General features: G+C 46.9%; 19 protein-coding genes. 10 read left to right on the top strand and 9 right to left on the bottom strand.

Features of this window, described 5'->3' with window-relative positions:
* Nucleotides 1-5 precede the first annotated feature (5 nt).
* Together fdxH and fdnI are read left to right on the top strand one after the other, a co-directional pair.
* The gene (gene fdxH, locus GOL65_RS08955) at nucleotides 6-896 is read left to right on the top strand and encodes a formate dehydrogenase subunit beta (protein ID WP_140920904.1); all 891 of its coding nucleotides are present in this window, start codon (nucleotides 6-8) and stop codon (nucleotides 894-896) included.
* On the top strand, nucleotides 880-1,524 hold the full coding sequence (fdnI, locus tag GOL65_RS08950; RefSeq protein ID WP_140920981.1) for a formate dehydrogenase-N subunit gamma: 645 nt from the start codon (nucleotides 880-882) through the stop codon (nucleotides 1,522-1,524). Before fdxH ends, fdnI begins: the two co-directional genes overlap by 17 nt.
* Before the next feature lie 280 nt (nucleotides 1,525-1,804).
* On the opposite strand, the gene GOL65_RS08945 is transcribed toward fdnI, so the two are convergent.
* The 3 genes from GOL65_RS08945 to ttdA are packed head-to-tail and all read right to left on the bottom strand — an operon-like array spanning nucleotide 1,805 to nucleotide 4,833.
* The gene (locus GOL65_RS08945; RefSeq protein ID WP_179038277.1) at nucleotides 1,805-3,268 is read right to left on the bottom strand and encodes an anion permease; all 1,464 of its coding nucleotides are present in this window, start codon (nucleotides 3,266-3,268) and stop codon (nucleotides 1,805-1,807) included.
* 54 nt (nucleotides 3,269-3,322) lie between these two features.
* On the bottom strand, nucleotides 3,323-3,928 hold the full coding sequence (ttdB, locus tag GOL65_RS08940; RefSeq protein WP_140920679.1) for a L(+)-tartrate dehydratase subunit beta: 606 nt from the start codon (nucleotides 3,926-3,928) through the stop codon (nucleotides 3,323-3,325).
* Entirely contained in the window at nucleotides 3,925-4,833 is a 909-nt protein-coding gene (gene ttdA / locus GOL65_RS08935; protein ID WP_407657470.1) for a L(+)-tartrate dehydratase subunit alpha, read from the bottom strand. The genes ttdB and ttdA overlap by 4 nt, the downstream gene beginning before the upstream one ends.
* 278 nt (nucleotides 4,834-5,111) lie before the next feature.
* Between ttdA and ttdR the strand changes: the two genes are divergently transcribed.
* The 3 genes from ttdR (at nucleotide 5,112) to GOL65_RS08920 (ending at nucleotide 7,158) form a co-directional block, all read left to right on the top strand.
* Nucleotides 5,112-6,026, top strand: coding sequence for an L-tartrate utilization transcriptional activator TtdR (gene ttdR, locus GOL65_RS08930; protein ID WP_140920681.1), 915 nt, complete (start codon nucleotides 5,112-5,114; stop codon nucleotides 6,024-6,026).
* Nucleotides 6,027-6,223: 197 nt separating this feature from the next.
* Complete coding sequence (locus GOL65_RS08925) at nucleotides 6,224-6,505, top strand: autorepressor SdpR family transcription factor (RefSeq protein ID WP_322091096.1); 282 nt, start codon at nucleotides 6,224-6,226, stop codon at nucleotides 6,503-6,505.
* Entirely contained in the window at nucleotides 6,502-7,158 is a 657-nt protein-coding gene (locus tag GOL65_RS08920; protein WP_140920682.1) for an SdpI family protein, read from the top strand. The genes GOL65_RS08925 and GOL65_RS08920 overlap by 4 nt, the downstream gene beginning before the upstream one ends.
* Before the next feature lie 88 nt (nucleotides 7,159-7,246).
* Here the strand turns inward: GOL65_RS08920 and exuR are convergent, their stop codons facing one another.
* From exuR to GOL65_RS08900, 4 genes are all read right to left on the bottom strand, one after another.
* A complete protein-coding gene (gene exuR / locus GOL65_RS08915; protein WP_140920683.1) occupies nucleotides 7,247-8,029 on the bottom strand; it encodes a transcriptional regulator ExuR in 783 nt (260 codons plus the stop codon).
* A gap of 189 nt (nucleotides 8,030-8,218) precedes the next feature.
* Nucleotides 8,219-9,538, bottom strand: a complete 1,320-nt coding sequence (locus GOL65_RS08910; protein ID WP_140920684.1) for a TRAP transporter large permease — start codon at nucleotides 9,536-9,538, stop codon at nucleotides 8,219-8,221.
* Nucleotides 9,538-10,038 (bottom strand): TRAP transporter small permease, encoded by a 501-nt coding sequence (locus GOL65_RS08905; protein WP_140920685.1) that lies wholly within the window; start codon nucleotides 10,036-10,038, stop codon nucleotides 9,538-9,540. The genes GOL65_RS08910 and GOL65_RS08905 overlap by 1 nt, the downstream gene beginning before the upstream one ends.
* A 75-nt stretch (nucleotides 10,039-10,113) precedes the next feature.
* Entirely contained in the window at nucleotides 10,114-11,103 is a 990-nt protein-coding gene (locus GOL65_RS08900) for a TRAP transporter substrate-binding protein (protein ID WP_140920686.1), read from the bottom strand.
* Nucleotides 11,104-11,421: 318 nt separating this feature from the next.
* Between GOL65_RS08900 and uxaC the strand changes: the two genes are divergently transcribed.
* The 5 genes from uxaC (at nucleotide 11,422) to GOL65_RS08875 (ending at nucleotide 17,403) form a co-directional block, all read left to right on the top strand.
* On the top strand, nucleotides 11,422-12,834 hold the full coding sequence (uxaC, locus tag GOL65_RS08895) for a glucuronate isomerase (protein ID WP_140920687.1): 1,413 nt from the start codon (nucleotides 11,422-11,424) through the stop codon (nucleotides 12,832-12,834).
* Nucleotides 12,835-12,928: 94 nt separating this feature from the next.
* Nucleotides 12,929-14,389, top strand: coding sequence for a tagaturonate reductase (locus GOL65_RS08890; RefSeq protein ID WP_140920688.1), 1,461 nt, complete (start codon nucleotides 12,929-12,931; stop codon nucleotides 14,387-14,389).
* 19 nt (nucleotides 14,390-14,408) lie between these two features.
* The gene (locus GOL65_RS08885) at nucleotides 14,409-15,899 is read left to right on the top strand and encodes a UxaA family hydrolase (protein WP_140920689.1); all 1,491 of its coding nucleotides are present in this window, start codon (nucleotides 14,409-14,411) and stop codon (nucleotides 15,897-15,899) included.
* A gap of 188 nt (nucleotides 15,900-16,087) precedes the next feature.
* On the top strand, nucleotides 16,088-16,798 hold the full coding sequence (locus GOL65_RS08880) for a GNAT family N-acetyltransferase (protein ID WP_140920690.1): 711 nt from the start codon (nucleotides 16,088-16,090) through the stop codon (nucleotides 16,796-16,798).
* A gap of 164 nt (nucleotides 16,799-16,962) precedes the next feature.
* Nucleotides 16,963-17,403, top strand: a complete 441-nt coding sequence (locus GOL65_RS08875; protein ID WP_140920691.1) for a helix-turn-helix domain-containing protein — start codon at nucleotides 16,963-16,965, stop codon at nucleotides 17,401-17,403.
* A gap of 92 nt (nucleotides 17,404-17,495) precedes the next feature.
* Here the strand turns inward: GOL65_RS08875 and GOL65_RS08870 are convergent, their stop codons facing one another.
* Together GOL65_RS08870 and GOL65_RS08865 are read right to left on the bottom strand one after the other, a co-directional pair.
* Nucleotides 17,496-18,863, bottom strand: a complete 1,368-nt coding sequence (locus GOL65_RS08870; RefSeq protein WP_140920692.1) for an L-serine ammonia-lyase — start codon at nucleotides 18,861-18,863, stop codon at nucleotides 17,496-17,498.
* Nucleotides 18,864-18,896: 33 nt separating this feature from the next.
* Nucleotides 18,897-20,198 (bottom strand): HAAAP family serine/threonine permease, encoded by a 1,302-nt coding sequence (locus GOL65_RS08865; RefSeq protein WP_140920693.1) that lies wholly within the window; start codon nucleotides 20,196-20,198, stop codon nucleotides 18,897-18,899.
* Nucleotides 20,199-20,216 lie beyond the last annotated feature (18 nt).

The raw sequence follows: 20,216 nt of genomic DNA, 5'->3' as shown, positions 1-20,216 counted from the left end.
CAATTATGTCAATGCAATCTCAAGACATTATGAAGCGTTCCGCCACCAACGTTTTGACGCCGCCTCCACAGGTGCGTCATCACCAGGAAGAAGTGGCAAAGTTGATTGATGTCACCACCTGTATCGGCTGTAAAGCCTGTCAGGTAGCCTGTTCAGAGTGGAACGATATTCGTGATGAAATCGGTCATAACGTCGGGGTTTATGATAACCCGGCGGATTTGACCCCGCAGTCATGGACCGTGATGCGCTACTCGGAAGTCGAGGAAAACGGCAAACTGGAATGGCTGATCCGCAAAGACGGCTGTATGCACTGTAGCGAGCCGGGCTGCCTGAAGGCATGTCCGTCTGCCGGTGCAATTGTACAGTATGCTAACGGTATCGTTGATTTCCAGTCAGAACACTGTATCGGTTGTGGTTACTGCATCGCCGGTTGTCCGTTTGACGTTCCGCGTCTGAACAAAGAAGACAACCGGGTGTACAAATGTACCCTGTGTGTTGACCGCGTTAGCGTAGGTCAGGAACCTGCCTGTGTGAAAACCTGTCCGACCGGTGCCATTACCTTTGGTACCAAGAAAGACATGATTCATCTGGCGGAAGAGCGTATTGCAGAGCTGAACTCTCGTGGCTACACCAATGCCGGTTTATATAATCCGCAAGGGGTTGGTGGTACGCACGTGATGTATGTACTGCACCACGCCGATCGTCCTGAGCTGTATCACGGGCTGCCGAAAGATCCTGCCATCAGTCCGGTGGTGGGTTTCTGGAAAGGTATTCTGAAGCCGCTGTCGGCTCTGGGTTTTGTTGCGACCTTTGCCGGTCTGATTTTCCACTATGTGGGTGTCGGTCCAAATAAAGTCGAAAGCGATGACGAGGAGGATCATCATGAAGAAAAGTAAGATGATTAAACGTAACTCGTTTATCGACAGAGCCTGCCACTGGACGGTGGTGATTTGCTTCTTTCTGGTTGCCCTGTCGGGTATTGCGATGTTTTTCCCATCGTTACACTGGCTGACTCAGACCTTTGGTACGCCGCAAATGGGACGGATTTTGCATCCTTTCTTTGGCGTACTGATTTTCTTCGTACTGATTGTGATGTTCTTCCGTTTTGTGAAGCATAACATCCCGAAGAAAGATGATATTGGCTGGTTCCTGCATATTGTGGAAGTGCTGAAAGGCAACGAACACAAAGTAGCAGACGTGGGGAAATATAATCCGGGTCAGAAGATGATGTTCTGGAGCATTATGAGCCTGATTCTGGTGCTGCTGGTAACCGGAGTTATCATCTGGCGTCCTTACTTTGCGCATCTGTTCCCAATGTGGTCGATCCGTCTGTGTCTGTTATTACACGCGGTTGCGGCGATTGTGCTGATTCACGCCATTTTGATCCATATCTATATGGCATTCTGGGTGAAAGGCTCTATTTCCGGCATGATTGAAGGTAAAGTCAGTCGTAAATGGGCGAAGAAGCACCATCCACGCTGGGCCCGTCAGGTTGAAGCCGAAGAAGAGAAAAACAATAGCTGATAAGTCAGTTTAGTACTTTAAGATAGTCAATCGTTGGGAGGGACGGGTGTTGGGGTCGACTTGGCGTAAGCCAACGAAGCGCCCCTAACCCGGCCAGGCCCAACGCACTCGACAACTAAGTACAGAGGGTCTTCCGGTCGGGCACAAAGTTAATATAAGCACTTTAGATTTTACGACCGGAATATTTATTGCGGCCAATTTATCTGGTTTTTCAGCAGTCAAAAACGGCGAGATTATCTCGCCGTTTTCGTTTATTAGAATAGGATATTATCCTTTTCATTCAAGACAATACTATCGGCATCCATAACAGGCCGGTTATCAATAGTAATACTAAAAACAGTACGCCAAAAATTGCGCCAAGACGCCAGTAGTCTGCGGTTGGTAAATAACCGCTGCCATAATAGATAGGGCTTGGTCCGGTGGCATAAGGCGTGACAATACTCCCCAAACCAATAGCTGCTCCGGCCATCAGACAAAAACTGGTGAAGTGAATATCCGGTATAGCCATTGCCGCTGCAATCATCATGGGTGCTAAGGCAGAGGTATACGCGGTTGCGCTGGCAAAGAAGTAGCGTAACAGATAGTAGACGGAGATTAAGACTACGCTAACCGTGAGGGGAGAGAACCCCTGCATGCCATCTGCCAAATGTTGACCAAACCAGCTGATAAATCCGGTGTTATTTAAACCGGTGGCAAGAGTGATCAGTGAGGCCAGCCAGAAGAACACATTCCATGCGGATTTATTACTGATGATGTCGTCCCAGGTAATAATTTTATTCAGCAACATCAACGCCACAATGGCATAGCCAACGGTTGCCGCATCAATCAGGTGACCGGCAAAAATCCACAGCAGTAGTGCAATGCCCATAAACAACAGCATTTTCTTTTCATTGGCGCTGAGCGGCCCCATGGTGGCTAACTCTTTAGTGGCCCATTCAGGAACCTGTGTACCCTGTTTCAGATGAGGGGGATAAATAAGGTAAGTTAACCAGGGAACCAACAGAACCAGTAAAATGCTTAACGGTAACATGCCAAGGAACCAGTCACCCCATGAGAGTGTGATATGAGAAGAGCCTTTAATTAATCCGACAATTAATAAGTTAGGTGCCATAGCCGTCAGGAAAATGGCGCTACTGACACAGTCGGCGCTAATGCCCATCCACATAATGTAAGAACCAATATTACGGGCGCTCGGCGTATTGGGCTGAGAATCGTAGAGCTGAGGCAGGTTACGAATAATAGGATAGACAATTCCTGCTCCCCGCGCGGTGTTAGATGGCGTGACCGGGGCAAGAATCAGTTCCGATAACATAATGGCGTAGCCAAGAAACAGCGTTTTATGCCCCATCTTTTTCACCAGCATGAGTGCGATCCGCCGACCAAGGCCGGTTTTTTCATATCCAATACCAAACATAAAGGCAGAAAAAATAAGCCAGATAACAGAATTAGAGAATCCTGACACCGCCCAGGAGAGCGCCTTAGAGGTATATTTAAAGCCCGGATCGGCTAGCTGTTGCGGGCTAAACAGCAACCAGGGCGAGAGCACTGCGATAACAGCAATACCGCACATGGCAACCACCGAGCCGGGAAAGGGCTCAAGAATTAATCCAACGATGACGCCAAGAAAGATAGCAAAGTAGAGCCAGGCATGAGGGGCGAGTCCCTCCGGAGTAGGAATAATGGCGATAAGCACACTGACCAGTAAAGGAGCAAGCCATCGCCCTGACAAATAGTAATTTGCCATAGGATATTTCCTTTTATGAGGTGCAGAGGCCAGCGGCTGGCCTCTGTTAACCGACTATTTTATATAGTGAACGTGTTGGCAAATATCATTGACTAATGACTCGCGACGTTCGGCAAATAGCTTTTTATTGTGTTCTATCAGGTTATTTCCGTGGGTATCAATGGAAACCACCAGAGGACCAAATTCTTTCACCCGACATACCCACAGTGATTCCGGCATGCCCAGTTCTGTCCAGTGGACTTCTTCAATTTCCTCCACCTGAGTTGCTGCAACAACGCCACATCCGGCAGGAAAAATAACGTGTAGCGCTTTGTGTTCTTTGCAGCCTGCTTCGGTATTGGGTCCCATACCGCCTTTGCCAACGATAATTTTTACTCCGGTTTTCTCGATAAACTCTTTCTCAAACGCTTCCATTCGCATACTGGTAGTAGGACCAACGGAGATCATCTGCCAGCCATCACCGTTTTTACGCACAATGGGCCCAGCGTGAAAGATAGCCTTTCCCCGCAGGTCATAGGGAATATCGCGTTTTAACTCAACCAGTCGGCGGTGGCAGACATCCCGACAGGTTACCAAGGTACCGCTAAGGTAAATCACATCGCCGACTTTAATGTCTTTCAGATCTTCATCTTTGATCGGGGTTGTCAGAATCTTTTTCATAGTCCGCTCCTGGTATGAGAAATGTTTTCAAAAGAAAGGTCGTGACGAACCAGCAGAGTACCGCGGCGGTGAGCCCAGCAACCGGTAGAGACAGCAACGCCAATGGTCGAAGGGTGGCGAGCGGCGGATTCAATATGCACTCCCATCACCGAACTATTACCGGTTAAGCCCTGTGGCCCAATACCAATTTTGTTTAACCCTTCTTCTAAACGTAACTCCAGTTCAGCGGCTTTAGGATTGGGATGACGGCTGCCGATGGGCCTTAATACTGCTTTGCGGGAAAGCACTGCGGCGGTTTCAACCGATGTGGCGATACCTACGCCGACTAATACCGGAGGGCAGGCGTTGACCGCCAGTGTGGAAATGTTTTCAAACACGAATTTGACTACGCCTTCATAGCCTTCTGAAGGCATCAGCACTTTAGAACGGCCGGGAAGCGTACAGCCGCCACCAGCCATATAGACTTCAATTTCTGCATCGGTACCGTCAGGAATGATATCCCAGGTGACCCAGGGTACGCCGGAGCCGGTATTGGTGCCGGTGTTGACTTCATCAAAGATTTCTACTGCATTATGACGAAGTGGCGCTTTAATGGTGGCCTCTTCCACTGCCAACTTTAGCGCCGCTTGCAGCTCACCTAACATAGGGAAACGAGAGCCGACTTTAACGAAAAACATAATCTCGCCGGTATCCTGACAGGCCGGGCGGTTCAGTTTGATGGCTTTTTCCATATTATCGAACATCGTATGGTAAATGATTTTGCCTAATCCTGATTGTTCGCGATCCCTTAAATCTTTTAGTTTATCCACCACATCATCCGGCATTCTGGTGGAGATCATGGCGGTAAAGTCTGCCACTATTTGGGTCAGCTTTTCGAATCCTTCACTCTTATTTGTTATGGTCATTATCTGTTACTCCAGCGTTTAGATAATATTCACCTCTGCCGCTAACAGCATGGTAAATAACAACTTTTAGTACTGAGTGAAAACTAACACAAAAAGTAGGGTTTTAGCTGCCAGGGATTTGTGAAGCATTAAACAACGAATCGTTGATCGTGAAATCTGTTTGTTATGGATGGAAATTATTAACTTTTCAGCTTCACAGATAAGGTAAATATCAAGGTGGTGGCTATGGCTTTTGTCGTATTATCACTTCATCTTCAAAAGATAGCGTGGGAATGATTATGAGTCTGGTCCATTATCCCCAATCCAAAGATTTGCAGGTGTTAGTGAGCGTGGTGAAAAACCAGAGCTTTAACGGCGCGGCGGAAACGTTAGGGCAAACTCCGGCATTTGTCAGTAAGCGTATTCAACAGTTGGAATCTGCTTTAGGCAGTAAGCTGCTGGAGCGCTCTTCACGCGGCATTACGCTAACAGAAAGCGGAAAAGTGGTTTATGAGCACGCGGTCACTATTCTTGAGCATCTGCAAACGCTGATGGATGATGTTACCCATCTGAGAGAATTGCCGGTGGGTATGGTAAATATTGGTTGTAGTTTTGGTTTTGGACGAAACATTATTGCGCCAGCGATTACTGAACTCATGACCGAATATCCCGCCTTACAGATTAACTTCGAACTGTTTGACCGACAGATTGATTTAAACAAAGATGATATCGATCTTGATATCCGCATTAACGATGACATACCTGAAAACTATATTGCCCGCCTGTTAATGCAAAACCGACGTATTCTTTGCGCCGCGCCACAATATCTTCAGCAGTATGGTGAACCGGTATCACTCGCTGAGTTAGCTCATCATGATTGTCTCATCACCAAAGAAAGGGATGTTACGCCGGGTATTTGGGAACTGGAGGGGATTGCGGGTAAAAAGTCGGTAAAGGTATCGGGCCATCTCTCCTCAAACAGCGGTGAAATTATCCTGCGCTGGGCTCTGGAAGGGAAAGGGATCATGTTGCGCTCTGAATGGGACACCAAACCGCTGTTAAAAACCGGGCAACTGGTACAAATTTTGCCGGAATATACCCAAAGTGCCAACGTTTGGGCGGTGTATCAGGCTCCGCTATACACTTCAGTCAAATTACGGGTTTGCGTTGAGTTTCTCACCCGCTACTGTCGGTTGCATTACGAGAAATTATAATATTTTGAGTAAAATAGCGTACTTCAGACCGTTGTCAGGGTTATGCCCGGGTTCAGAATTAGTGCAACGGGCTGGCTATTCGACTTAGCTAATCCTGCGTTCATCATAATAACGTTTTGACAAAACTAACTATTGTTTTTATATTTCGATAATCATCTAATTAGATGGGTGTGTTAATACAACGGCAGGTCGTGATAATGATGAATGATGCTTTTAAGGCAATTGCCGATCCGGCTCGTCGGGAAATTCTGCATTTGCTGCGCGGGGGAGAAATGACCGCAGGGGATTTAGCCCAACACTTCAACATGACCAAGCCAACCATGTCGCATCACTTTGCTGTGTTGGTTAATGCGGATCTCATAACCAGAAGGCGTGATGGACAAACGATTTGGTATCAGCTCAATACTACGGTACTGGAAGATGTGATCGCATGGGCGATGGATCTCACCACACGCACCAAAGATAAGGGAAATATATGAAAAAGATACATCTCATGGTTTGTGTTTTACTTATCGCTGCCGCCGCTATCGTCACTTCTGTATATTACGCTGACCTACCGGTATTAATTCCAATACACTGGGGTTGGGATGGTTCAGCTGACAGTTATGGCTCACGTGAGATGTTATATCTGTCAGGTCCGGGACTGATGAGTATTATTGTGGTACTTGGCCTGTGCCTGCCCTGGCTCTCTCCCAAACGATTTGGATTAGCGTCGTTTAAGACGACCTATTCTTACTTCATTATGGTCATTGTTTGTCTGTTTGGTTTTTTGTATGCAGTGATGCTGCATGCCGTATTGACCGATGCTTCGGATATACAACATACCGTTTATATTGGATTGTTTATTTTACTGTTTCTTATTGGTAATCCGATGGGGAAGGTAAAACGCAATTTCTATATCGGTATCAGAACACCATGGACTTTAGCCAGCGAGCAAGTTTGGTATGCCACTCATCGTTTATGTGCCCGAGTGATGGTTATTAGCAGTTTACTGGGTTTAATCGCGGTATTTAGTGGTGCAAGCTCGTGGATTATGATTACTCTGGCCTGTAGCTGGATTGTTATTGTGACTCTATTTTCTCTGGTGTATTACAAGCGACTGGAAAAACAGGGGCTGCTTGAAGCCCGTTAAGGTTATAAAACCGCGTCATATACTGACAGGAATTAACGATTCTTCCCCATAAAGCTATCTGCTTATTCGGGGAAGATTCAGATTGTGACTATTTTCTCTTCTCAAGCGCCGAAGCATGCTCCAGATGTACCACCGGGTTTTCAGCAAACATATAACGATCAACGTTAAATTCGAAGTCTTCGTTGGTGGCGTTAAACAGCATCTGTTTGGTATTTTCCAAATGTTCCCACATAGCAACTTTGGCGGCATAAGGGTCTTTACGGGTTAGCGCTTTGAGGATCTTATCGTGTTCGTCGCACCAGCTTTCGATGGAGCGCTCATCAATGTGTTCGTGTAGCTTACGCCAGTAGGGATTAAGCACTCGCTGGCTCCACATTTTTTCAACGATAGTTGCCATCGCAGTATTGTGGGTGGACATCGCGACCTGAATATGGAATTTTAAATCCCACTCGGAATCCCTGAAACGGTCCTCTTTACGGGCGTGTTCCTGAATTTCCATCAGCTTAAGCAAATCTTCTTTGGTGACCTGAGTCGCGGCAAATTCAGCGATATTACTCTCAATCAACTGACGAGCTTGTAACAGCTCAAATGGACCGCAGGACGCAAACTCCAAACCGCTGTGGGGCATCACCATGGTTTTGGCCTGATTAGAGATAACATGAATGCCGGAGCCTTTGCGTACGTCCACATAGCCTTCCACTTCCAGCATGATAATGGCCTCGCGCACCACCGTTCGGCTAACGTTCATTTCATCAGAGATCAGTCGTTCTGCCGGTAATTTTTCACCAACGGCATACACACCTTGCTCAATGCGACGTTTTAATTCAGTAGCGATTTGTTGATATAAGCGAGAACTGTCGGCCATTTGCATATTGAGTACTCTAATGGTTAAAACCAGTGATTGAAGGCTTAATCGGACATGATGAGGCTATCATACCACTTATAAAATATGTTCACTATGTTGTGTTGAAATCTATGAAGGGTATTGGTTTATTGCGGTTTTTATCTTTTAACTGTTCATCGCTGGCACCACACACAGTACCAGCGATGAAGCAGAACCTTATTTCATGCCAAACAGACCCGGCAGGAACAGGGAGAGCTGAGGTATGTAACTGACGGCAAACAGTGAAACTAGTAATGCAGCAAAGAATGGCAACATAGGTTTCAGTAAGTCTTGCAGCTTCACGCCGGAGACCGAGCAACCAACAAACAGCGCACTGCCGACCGGTGGGGTACAGAGTCCGATACACAGGTTGAATACCATCATAATACCGAAGTGCACCGGATCCATTCCCATCGATTTAACGATAGGCAAGAAGATTGGGGTGAAGATCAGCACAGCAGGTGTCATATCCATAAACACCCCAATAATTAACAGAATAATGTTAATGATCAGCAGGATGATAATCAGGTTATCCGACACGCTGATTAACGCTTCGTTAATCATATAAGGGATATCGGCATTGGTCATGGCCCAGGACATACCTACAGACACGCCAATCAGGAACAATACGATAGAGGTGGTGACTACTGAATCAAGAATGATCTTTGGCAGATCTTTAAATTTGATTTCACGGTAAATCAGCACCGAAAGTACAAAGGTATAAACCACAGCAATAGCGGACGCTTCGGTTGCGGTAAAGATACCACCCAAAATGCCACCCATAACGATCACGACCATCAGCAGACTTGGGATCGCATCCAGAAAGGCTTTTACTACCATTTGCATGGTAGGACGTGGTGCCATTGGGTAATTACGGCGTTTGGCAATAATGTAGGTGACGAGCATTACGCTCAGGCCCATCAGAATGCCCGGGATATAACCGGCCATAAACAGAGTGGCGACCGAAATACCACCAGCGGTTAGCGCATAAACGATCAGCACGTTTGAAGGCGGAATTAATAAGCCAGAGATACAGGACGTGACGTTAATGGCAGCGGTGAAAGAGGGCTCATAACCTGCCTTTTTCTGCATTGGGGCCATGGTGCCGCCAACGGCTGCGGCAGCAGCAACCGCTGAACCGGAAATCGAACCGAACATCATGTTGGCCATCACGTTAACGTGACCCAGAGAGCCTGGAATACGACCTACCATAATTTGAGAAAGATTAATCAGGCGGTGGGCAATGCCTCCGCTGTTCATCAGTGAACCTGCCAGTATAAAGAACGGTATCGCCAGCAGAGAGAAGCTATCGAGTCCGGTGGCTATCTTCTGGCCGGATATGGTTAGCGTAACATCGGTTGGCAGCATCAGTGAGCCAGCGACCAGCGTGGCAATACCAATGGCAAAAGAGATAGGAACGCCGGTAAAAACCAGGATGACAAAGGTCATCAACATAACAAGGGGAACAAACCATTCCCAGGCGGTGAGCCATTCCATTATTTACTCTCCTCTTCTGTCCCGGGATTGACGATAGCATCAATAATAAACAGCAGGCTGTAATACACCATGATGATGCCGCTTATCGGTAACACTATGTAGATATAGGCCATTGGTACCTGCATGGCAGGGGAAACCTGACCAGACTCATACACTTTTGCCAACAGGGTATAACCGCCCCAAATCATCACACCGGCAGAAAAACCGCAGATGCAAAGGTTAATAATGATGTTGCTGATACGGCGTTTAATGCCGGTCAGATTTAAGGTAAACAGGTCAATGGAAAGGTGTTTTTGCAGGCCAACGGTATAAGCAGCACCTAATAAACCAACCCAAATCATACTGAAGCGGGCAATCTCATCCGTCATCGTGCTGGGGCTATTGAGGACGAAGCGGCTGAACACCTGCCAGACTACGCAAATTACCAGAATCACCATCATGACGACTGAGAATGTTGCGATAAACCAATCAATTGGCTTTTTTAATTTTTCAATAGGCATGTTGTTTGTTCCATAAAAATAGCGGGCTGAACAACGGTATTTATCAACCCCTTCAGCACCGCCATTGGAAAAATATTACTTATTCGCTTCGCCTTCGATTTTGGTCATCCATTCCGCCACATTGGCATCTTTTCTGAAATCGTCATACAGCGGGCTTAATGCTTCACGGAATGGCGTTTTATCAACCGTGATAAAGGTCGCTCCCAGTTCCTGTGCTTTATTACGTGAGTTGGTGACTTCTTCGTCCCATAACTTCTGCTGATATACTTCGGAATTGCGGGCCGCTTTAGTGATAATGGCACGCTGTTCATCACTCATACCATTCCAGACTTTAGAAGCGATAACCAAATAGTCAGGTACGCTGGTGTGCTGGTCTTCGGTATAGAATTTGGCTACTTCAACATGGCGAGTCTGGAAATAAGAAGGTTCGTTATTTTCTGCGCCGTCAATAACCCCTTGTTGCAGGGCGGTATACACTTCACCGAAAGGAATTGGTGCCGGTGAGGCGCCTAACAGCTCGATGATTTTATTGGTGGTTGGGGTAGATACCACGCGGATTTTCATGCCTTTCATATCAGCCGGAGAGTTAATTGGCTTTTTAGCATAGAAGCTACGCGTTCCTGCCACGTAAGCGGCGATAGCTACAAATCCTTTGCTGTCTGTCTGTTTCATCAGTTCCTGACCAACCGGTCCGTAAAGAACACGTTTAAAGTGAGCGTCATCTTTAAACAGGTATGGCAGGCTAAATACGGAGAATGCGCTGGCAAATGGTTCCATTTCACTGGCGCTACCTTTGGTCATATCCAGCGCACCGTTTTGCATCATTTCGATGGTTTCACGTGGGCCACCCATCTGACCGTTTGGATAGATACGTACGCGCATCTTACCGCCAGACTCTTCTTGTATCTCTTTTGCCATCTGATCCAGCGCTTTATGAACCACATGTTCCTGATCCAGATTATGAGCCAGCTTCAGTGTGATTTTTTCAACCGCGACAGTGCTCATCGAGGTCATCATCAGCGGTACTGAAATGCAAAGACTCGCTAATAGTGGTTTTAGTTTCATCCTTCTTATTCCTTTTTTGAGTGGAGGTTTAAGGTAGAGCCAAAGGTATTAATATGTTTTTTGGTTGATAGCTTATGTTAACCTGTCATACATCTTTCTTGGTTGAGGTATATCACAAAAACCAGAATATTATGGATAACATTTTGTAATCACTAGTTCACATCAGGGTTTGTCAGCAATTTTCAGACAGGGTAAGGTATGTGACAGGCTGTAAAAAGGTGAAGATTGCAAAAATGAGATCTAACTCACTTTGATATTGGTATAACAACTTATAGAATGATATAAACAGCGAATCACTCTGACTAAGGAAATCATTCCATGTCTCAATTTTTAACCGAAGATTTTTTACTGGATACCGAGTTCGCCCGTCAGCTATACCACGGCTACGCGGCAGAACAGCCAATTTTTGACTACCATTGCCATCTGCCACCAGAGCAAATAGCCAACGACTACAAATTTAAAAACCTATATGACATCTGGTTGAAGGGAGACCATTACAAGTGGCGAGCTATGCGTACTCACGGAGTAGCAGAGCGCTTGTGTACCGGTGATGCACCAGACCTTGAGAAGTTTAAAGCCTGGGCCGCTACCGTTCCCCATACTATTGGCAATCCACTCTACCACTGGACTCATCTGGAACTGCGCCGCCCATTTGGTATCACTGGCGTACTGCTTTCTTCATCAACTGCCGATGAATTATGGAACCGCTGTAATCAACTGCTGGAGCAAGAGTGCTTTTCTGCCCGCGGCATCATGCAACAAATGAATGTCAAAATGGCAGGAACCACAGATGACCCGATAGATTCACTGGAGCATCACAAAACTATTGCTCAGGACAGCAGTTTTAACATTAAGGTATTGCCAAGCTGGCGTCCGGACAAAGCGTTTAATATTGATTCCCCGGGATTTGTTGAATATATCCATCGTCTTGAAGCGGTGGCAGATAACCCCATTCATCGCTTTAGCGATCTCTGTGATGCTCTGAACAAACGTCTGGACCATTTTGCCGCACACGGCTGTCGTATCGCTGACCATGCACTGGATGAAGTGCTATACCAACAAGCGGATGAAGTAACATTGGATGGAATTCTGGCCCGTGCGCTTCATGGGCAGGCACCATCTATAGAAGAGGTTGCTCAGTTTAAAACCGGCGTACTGCTGTTTTTAGGTAGCCAATACCATCAACGCCAGTGGGTGCAGCAGTACCATATTGGCGCGCTGCGTAACAATAATGCCTTCATGTTGCAACGCTTAGGGCCGGATACCGGTTTTGACTCCATTCACGATGCGCCTGTGGCCTTGCCATTGTCGCGTTTACTCAATGCCCAGGCGGCGAATAATGCGCTGCCGAAAACTATTCTCTATTGCCTGAATCCTCGTGATAACGAAGTACTGGCCACCATGTGCGGTAACTTCCAGCAGGAAGGCATTCCGGGCAAGATGCAGTTTGGTTCCGGCTGGTGGTTTAACGACCAGAAAGACGGCATGCAGCGCCAGATGGTACAGCTTAGCCAGTTGGGATTGCTGAGCCACTTTGTTGGCATGCTGACTGACAGCCGCAGTTTCCTCTCCTATACCCGCCATGAGTATTTCCGCCGTATTTTGTGCCAGATGATGGGGCGCTGGGTGGCCGATGGCGAAGCACCGGCAGATATTCAACTGCTGGGTGAGATGGTGAAAAACATCTGTTTTGACAACGCTAAACGCTATTTCGCCATTGAGCTTGAGTAATGCCATCGCCTGTCCATATTGGACTTTTCACCCGTAATCAGAAGGAGAGCTGTAACGCTCTCCTCCCATCGGTTAATAGAATTAGGGTAAAACTATGCAGAATTTAAACCGTCAGAATTTCCCCGGCCCTCAATACCCGGATAAGATTATTCAATTTGGTGAAGGGAATTTTTTACGCGCCTTTATTGACTGGCAAATTGATTTATTAAATGAAAACACCGACCTGAATGCCGGTGTTGTGGTGGTTCGTCCTATTGATAGTGATTTTCCGCCTTCGCTGGATACTCAGAATGGTCTGTATACCACGATTATTCGAGGGCTGAACGAGCAAGGGGAAACCGTTCGGGAAACCCGTTTAATTCGCTCGGTTAACCGTGAGATTAACGTTTATCAGCAGTTTGATGAGTATCTGGCGTTGGCACGAGATGAAAACATCCGGATCGTCTTCTCTAATACCACCGAAGCCGGTATCAGTTTTAATCCTGACGATAAACTGGATGATGCGCCTCCGGCCAGTTATCCGGCTAAGCTGACTCGTTTGCTGTATGAGCGCTTTACCTGTTTTGATGGTGCGGCGGATAAAGGCTGGATTCTGATTCCCTGCGAGCTGATTGATTATAACGGCGATGCCTTGCGTGAATTAGTATTGCGCTATGCGACTCAGTGGCAACTGCCTGCGGCATTTGTTCTCTGGCTTGAACAGCATAATACTTTCTGCTCAACGCTGGTTGATCGGATCGTTACCGGTTATCCACGTAATGAAGTGGATGCATTACAACAAGAACTGGGCTATCAGGATAGCTTTCTGGATACCGCCGAGCACTTCTACCTGTTTGTGATTCAGGGGCCTCGCTGGCTGGAGCAGACGCTGTGTCTGGATAAGCTGCAACTGAATATCCTGATTGTCGACGATATTAAACCTTACAAAGAGCGCAAAGTCGCGATTCTGAACGGTGCTCATACGGCTCTGGTGCCGGTTGCTTATCTGGCTGGTCTGGATTATGTCGGTCAGGCAATGGATGACGAGCAAATCAATCGCTTCGTGGAACAAACTATTTTTAATGAAATTGTTCCGGTGCTGTCACTACCCAAAGAACAGCTGAACTCATTTGCTTATGCGGTGATTAGCCGATTCCGAAATCCCTTTATTCAGCATCAACTACTGTCTATTTCCCTGAATGGAATGACCAAGTACCGTACCCGTATTTTGCCTCAGTTGGTGGAATATCAGCGTCAGTATGGAAAGTTACCGATGCATCTTACTTTTGCTCTGGCGGCACTGATTGCCTTTTATACGGGCAAACGTGGTGACGAGATAACGCCATTACAGGATGACGAAGTTTGGTTAACTCGCTATGCCAAACTTTGGTCGCAGCAGCAGGCCGGGGAAATTTCTCTGATGGAGCTGGTTGGCGATGTACTGTCTCAAACAGCGCATTGGGAACAGGATTTAACCGCTATTCCCGGTCTGGTGCCATTGGTGACCACCCAGCTTCAGGCTATTCAGGAAAACGGTATGAGAGCCGCGCTAAATCAATACTGTTTTAGCCAATGACCGACAGTCAGGATCAACTATGAAACAAATTATAAAAATTCATCCTGCTGACAATGTTGCCGTCGCGCTACAGGATTTAATGGATGGGGCTAGCGTTGATGTTGATGGGCAAACGGTGATACTTAAACAGCCGGTCAGCAGGGGGCATAAGTTTGCGCTTGAAGCGATTGCCACTGATGGTCAGGTCATGAAGTACGGTCTGCCTATCGGTCATGCTTTACAGCCGATTGCGGTCGGTGAGCATGTGCATTCGCAAAATCTTAAAACCAATTTGGGCGAGCTGGATAATTATCAGTATCATCCGGTGGCGGTTTCACTCTCTTCCCGTCTGGCAGATCCTGAGGTGGAGATTTACCGCCGTAGCCATGGTCAGATAGGGATCCGCAATGAACTGTGGATTATTCCAACGGTTGGTTGCGTGAACGGTATTGCCCGCCAGATCCTGACTCGCTTTAAACAACAACATGGCGATTTAAACGATATTGATGGTATCTATCTGTTTAACCATCCTTTTGGCTGCTCTCAGCTAGGTGATGACCATCAAAATACCCGGACGATGTTGCAGAATATGGTGCGCCATCCTAATGCCGGTGCAGTTTTAGTGGTTGGATTGGGCTGCGAGAATAATCAGGTAGATGAGTTTCGCCGTACTTTGGGTGACGTGGATGAGTCACGAACTCGTTTTATGGTCTGCCAGAAGTATGATGATGAAGTGGAAGCCGGAGTTGAGTTTCTCAATGAGCTGTATCAGTCAATGCGCCACGATCGCCGTCAACCGGGCAGGCTGAGTGAAGTTCGCTTTGGCCTTGAGTGTGGTGGTTCTGATGGGCTGTCGGGAATTACGGCTAACCCTCTACTGGGGCGCTTTTCTGATTTTCTGATTGCCCATGGAGGAACTACGGTACTCACTGAAGTACCAGAGATGTTTGGTGCTGAGCAGGCGCTGATGAACCATTGCCGCGATGAGCTGACCTTTGAGAAAACTGTCAGCATGATTAACGATTTCAAAAGCTATTTTATTGCTCATCAGCAACCGATTTATGAAAACCCGTCGCCGGGAAATAAAGCCGGTGGGATTTCCACACTGGAAGAAAAATCGCTGGGTTGTACTCAAAAAGCGGGTAGCAGTCAGGTGGTTGATGTGCTTAAGTACGGCGAGCGCCTGAAAGTGTCAGGTTTAAACCTGTTAAGCGCACCGGGTAATGATGCGGTAGCAACCAGTGCTTTGGCCGGTGCGGGTTGTAACATGGTGCTGTTTTCTACCGGTCGCGGCACACCTTATGGTGGTTTTGTACCAACGATGAAGCTGGCAACCAACAGCGAACTGGCGGCGAAAAAGCCTCACTGGATTGATTTTGATGCCGGACAGTTGCTGTATGGCGTATCGATGGATGAGCTGTTGAGCCAATTTATTGATTACACCGTTAGCGTGGTCAACGGTAAGCTAACCTGTAATGAAGTGAATGACTTCCGTGAACTGGCCATTTTTAAGAGTGGCGTAACGCTGTAAGGTGCTCACCTGAATAGATGATTCACGGTTGTTGCCTCTGTTAACCGTCAGTATTTTTCCATGCTGGCGGTTTTTCTTTTTTTTTTGCTTTTGATGATGAGTTAAAAATTCATTCATCGGCTCTTACTATTGTTGCCTCCTGCGGTTAAAGTAATAAAAACACTAATTCACACCGAAGGAGTCTTTCTGTGTCCCACACTTTCAACCAGTATCAACAACCCGTTGGTGAAACACTTACAGACTGGCAACCGCGTCAGCATCCACAGCGCCTTGAATTAGTTGGCGAGTATTGCCGTCTGGAGCCGTTACAGGCTGCACGCCATGCCGCAGATTTGTTTCATGCTTTTAGTCAGGCCCCTGATGGCCGTGACTGGACCTATATGGCCTATGGTCCTTTTAACGATCGGGCACTGTATTTTCAACACGTAGAGCAAGCCTCCAGCACCACCGATCCATTGCATTTTGCCATTATCGATCAGGCAACGAATCGTGCAGTAGGCACAATTGCTTTGATGCGTATCGATAAAGTCAACGGCGTGATGGAAGTAGGGCATGTCACCTTTTCCCCGTTGCTAAAACAAACCCGTATTGCTACCGAAGCACAGTATTTGCTGATGTGTTATGCCTTTGATAAGTTGGCATACCGCCGCTATGAGTGGAAATGCGATAACCTCAATGCGCCTTCTCGTGCCGCAGCACAGCGTTTGGGTTTTACTTTTGAAGGTATTTTCCGTCAGGCGGTGGTGTATAAACAGCGCACTCGTGATACCGCATGGTTTTCTATCCTGGATAGCGAATGGCCGGTAATTAAGGCCGGTATGGAACGCTGGCTGAGTGAAGCCAACTTTGACAGCAACGGCAAGCAAAAGCTGAGCCTGAAAGCCTGCCGTGAACTATAATTATCGTTGTTAGCAGTGATTATCCTTCTACCGTGAATTCGCATTATGTCCAGAGAAGACGCGTTCTGGCAGGGGGAAGATCACATTCATTCAAATCATTTTATATAACACCATAGTTAGTAGGTATAATAGCAACAGACAATTGCAACACATCAGGTACAGCCATGAAATTTAATACCGTATCCGATAGCGAAATCATTTCTGAGCTTTGCCGCAGAATTAAAGAGACGCGTATTGCCATGCGGTTATCTCAGATTGAGCTGGCAGAACGAGCGCAGGTAGGCATCGCTACTATCAAACGCGTAGAAATGGGGGAAGCCGTTACGCTAAGTACGTTGATTGGCATCCTTCGTGGTTTAGATCGCCTGCATCAGCTGGAAGGGATCTTATTTGATTCTGAGGTCAGGGCATTTAACGCTCAGATCACCCCTGATGCGGAAAAAGCACCGGTACGTATCCGCAAAAAGAGCGGTGAAAGTGAAAGCGAAGGGGAGAAGAACCCCGCAGGGCTGGAGTCAAACGTGCCACAGGACGACAGCAACTGGTATACCCTGGCAGCCAAAAGTAATGTGGTCTGGCCGTGGTTTAAACCGGAAAAGAAATAGCGCGTTACTTCAGAACATTTCAACAGACAAAAAAATATCCCCTGTTCGGTTGGGCCGGACAGGGGATATTTATTATCAGAATTTAGTTCTTATCAGGACTCACACAGCGCCACTTTAATGGCTAATCCACCGCGAGAGGTTTCACGATATTTGGCGTTCATATCTTTACCGGTCTCGTACATGGTTTCGATAACTTTATCCAGAGATACACGCGGTTCACTGGTGCGCAGAATAGCCATGCTGGCAGAGTTAATCGCTTTGACTGCGGCGATAGCATTACGCTCAATACAAGGAACCTGAACCTGGCCGGCAACCGGATCGCAGGTTAGGCCCAGATTGTGCTCCATACCGATTTCTGCGGCATTACACACTTTCTCCGGGCTACCGCCCCGTAGCTCAGCCAGACCGGCAGAAGCCATTGAACAGGCAACGCCAATCTCACCCTGACAGCCTACTTCCGCGCCAGAAATAGAGGCGTTCATCTTATACAGTAATCCTACCGCACCAGCCGCCAGGAAATAACGGGTATAAGCTTCCGGTGTAACCGGTTGAATGAAGTGGTCATAGTAAGCCAGAACCGCTGGAATGATGCCACAAGCACCGTTGGTTGGCGCAGTAACCACGCGACCACCTGCGGCGTTCTCTTCACTTACAGCCATGGCGAACATGTTGACCCAGTCCATCGCCGTCATCGGATCGGTGGATAAGCGGTCATGAGTTTGTAGTATGCGGTGCAGGGCAGAAGCCCGACGCGGAACCTTTAATGGGCCGGGCAACACACCTTCTGTACTCATACCACGATGGATAGCGCCTTTCATGGTTTCCCATACCAGCGCCATGTAACGCTCTACCTCTTCTCTACCGTGCAGAGCAATTTCGTTTTTCATCATTACCGCAGAAAGGGACAGACAGTTGTCTTTGCAGTGACGAAGCAGGTTTTTAGCTGAATAGAATGGGTAAGGAACTGTCACCTCAGCGGTGGATTCCTTACCAAAGTTCTCTTCATCTACCACGAAACCGCCGCCGGTAGAGTAGTAGGTTTTGCTGCTGAGCAGAATATTGTTGTCGTAAGCATGAAACGTCAGACCATTTTCATGCAGCGGCAACGTCTTATCTGAGAAATTCAGCGTTAGTCCAACACGACGCAGCGTATTGTCAGCACAGCGAATAGGTAAGGTGCCGGTCTCATGTACCTGCTGAATAAAGCCAGGAATGGAGTCGACCTCTACCGTATCCGGTTTGTTGCCAGCCAGACCCATGATGATCGCGATATCGGTATGGTGCCCTTTACCTGTCAGTGACAGAGAACCGTAGATATCAACAACAATATCGGTGGTCAGATTGTCCAGTTGTTTACTTTTCAGGTCTTCAATAAACCGGATACCGGCTACCATCGGACCCACTGTATGGGAACTGGAAGGACCTATACCAATTTTAAAAATTTCAAATACGCTAATCATGGAATCTCCTTACAACATCATGTTGGACGACTGTTAGCTGATAAGGCTGTAAACAATGGCTGACATAGAAATCAGACCCATCAGTACGACAAACACGTTGCTGATGTGACCGCTGTATTTACGCATAGCGGGAACTTTATGAATGGCATACATCGGCATCAGGAACAGTAACATGGCGATGATTGGGCCACCCAGAGTTTCAATCATACCCAGAATGCTTGGGTTCAGTGTTGCAACGATCCAGGTAGTAACTAACATGAACAGTGCAGTGATACGGTTCAGTTTGTTGATTTCGATACTCTTGCCTTTACCGCGCAGAGATTTAATGACCATACCGTTGAAACCTTCACGAGCACCCAGATAGTGGCCCAGGAATGATTTGGTAATCGCAATGAAAGCAATCACTGGTGCGATATAAGCAATGATTGGAGTATCAAAGTGGTTGGCCAGATAAGACAGAATCGAAATGTTCTGTGCTTTCGCAGCAGCCAGATCCGCAGGAGACAGGCTCAGTACGCAACTGAATACGAAGAACATAACGGTCAGAACCATCATGATGTGGCTGCGACCCAGAATTTGCGAACATTTACGTTCTGCGTTTTGACCGTACTCTTCACGCTTAGCGACGGCAAATGCAGAGATAATTGGTGAGTGGTTGAAAGAGAACACCATGACCGGAATTGCCAGCCACAGAGTCATTAACAGACCATTACCGGTTGCAGAAGCGGTTGATGACAGACTGGCAGTTTCGAATATTGCGCTGCTCCAGTTTGGAATCAGATATAAAGCTAATAACATCAGAACGGCAACGAATGGGAATACCAGAATACTCATTGCTTTAACAATAAACTGCTCACCAAAGCGAACAATTGTCATTAATCCCACAATCAGAATTAAAGATAAAATAGCACGCGGTGGTGATGGTAGATTTAATTGGTGAACAATGAAGCTGTCCACGGTATTAGTAATCGCAACACTATAAACCAGCAGAATTGGATATATTGCGAAGAAATACAATAGGGTAATTAATTTACCTGCGCCAACACCAAAATGTTCTTCTACTACTTCAGTAATATCTTCACCAGGATTTTTACCTGAAAGAACAAAACGAGTTAATCCACGGTGAGAAAAATAGGTCATAGGAAAAGCGATAAGAGCCATAATAATTAATGGAATAAGACCGCCAATACCTGCGTTAATTGGTAAGAATAATACGCCTGCACCGATTGCTGTGCCGTACAGGCCCAGCATCCACATGGTGTCAGATTTGCGCCAGCCTAAACTGGAGGCTGGTGCAACACTTGCTGTGGTTGTTGTGGTTTGAGTAGTGTCCATAAATACCCCAAAGTAAAT

Origin of the sequence: Limnobaculum xujianqingii, from assembly GCF_013394855.1 — a bacterium.
GTDB lineage: Bacteria > Pseudomonadota > Gammaproteobacteria > Enterobacterales > Enterobacteriaceae > Limnobaculum > Limnobaculum xujianqingii.
Note: the sequence above shows the minus strand (reverse complement) of the source record. Positions and strands in the feature narration are given on the sequence as shown.

Excerpts from the sequence above, each read along its gene's own strand:
- GOL65_RS08920 (WP_140920682.1), top strand. The coding sequence starts at position 6,502 with ATGAAAAAGATACATCTCATGGTTTGTGTTTTACTTATCGCTGCCGCC.
- ttdA (WP_407657470.1), bottom strand. The coding sequence starts at position 4,833 with ATGACCATAACAAATAAGAGTGAAGGATTCGAAAAGCTGACCCAAATA.
- GOL65_RS08890 (WP_140920688.1), top strand. The coding sequence starts at position 12,929 with ATGCAGAATTTAAACCGTCAGAATTTCCCCGGCCCTCAATACCCGGAT.
- fdxH (WP_140920904.1), top strand. The coding sequence starts at position 6 with ATGTCAATGCAATCTCAAGACATTATGAAGCGTTCCGCCACCAACGTT.
- GOL65_RS08925 (WP_322091096.1), top strand. The coding sequence starts at position 6,224 with ATGATGAATGATGCTTTTAAGGCAATTGCCGATCCGGCTCGTCGGGAA.
- uxaC (WP_140920687.1), top strand. The coding sequence starts at position 11,422 with ATGTCTCAATTTTTAACCGAAGATTTTTTACTGGATACCGAGTTCGCC.
- GOL65_RS08900 (WP_140920686.1), bottom strand. The coding sequence starts at position 11,103 with ATGAAACTAAAACCACTATTAGCGAGTCTTTGCATTTCAGTACCGCTG.
- ttdB (WP_140920679.1), bottom strand. The coding sequence starts at position 3,928 with ATGAAAAAGATTCTGACAACCCCGATCAAAGATGAAGATCTGAAAGAC.
- GOL65_RS08945 (WP_179038277.1), bottom strand. The coding sequence starts at position 3,268 with ATGGCAAATTACTATTTGTCAGGGCGATGGCTTGCTCCTTTACTGGTC.
- GOL65_RS08905 (WP_140920685.1), bottom strand. The coding sequence starts at position 10,038 with ATGCCTATTGAAAAATTAAAAAAGCCAATTGATTGGTTTATCGCAACA.
- exuR (WP_140920683.1), bottom strand. The coding sequence starts at position 8,029 with ATGCAAATGGCCGACAGTTCTCGCTTATATCAACAAATCGCTACTGAA.
- GOL65_RS08885 (WP_140920689.1), top strand. The coding sequence starts at position 14,409 with ATGAAACAAATTATAAAAATTCATCCTGCTGACAATGTTGCCGTCGCG.
- GOL65_RS08875 (WP_140920691.1), top strand. The coding sequence starts at position 16,963 with ATGAAATTTAATACCGTATCCGATAGCGAAATCATTTCTGAGCTTTGC.
- ttdR (WP_140920681.1), top strand. The coding sequence starts at position 5,112 with ATGAGTCTGGTCCATTATCCCCAATCCAAAGATTTGCAGGTGTTAGTG.
- GOL65_RS08865 (WP_140920693.1), bottom strand. The coding sequence starts at position 20,198 with ATGGACACTACTCAAACCACAACAACCACAGCAAGTGTTGCACCAGCC.
- GOL65_RS08910 (WP_140920684.1), bottom strand. The coding sequence starts at position 9,538 with ATGGAATGGCTCACCGCCTGGGAATGGTTTGTTCCCCTTGTTATGTTG.
- GOL65_RS08870 (WP_140920692.1), bottom strand. The coding sequence starts at position 18,863 with ATGATTAGCGTATTTGAAATTTTTAAAATTGGTATAGGTCCTTCCAGT.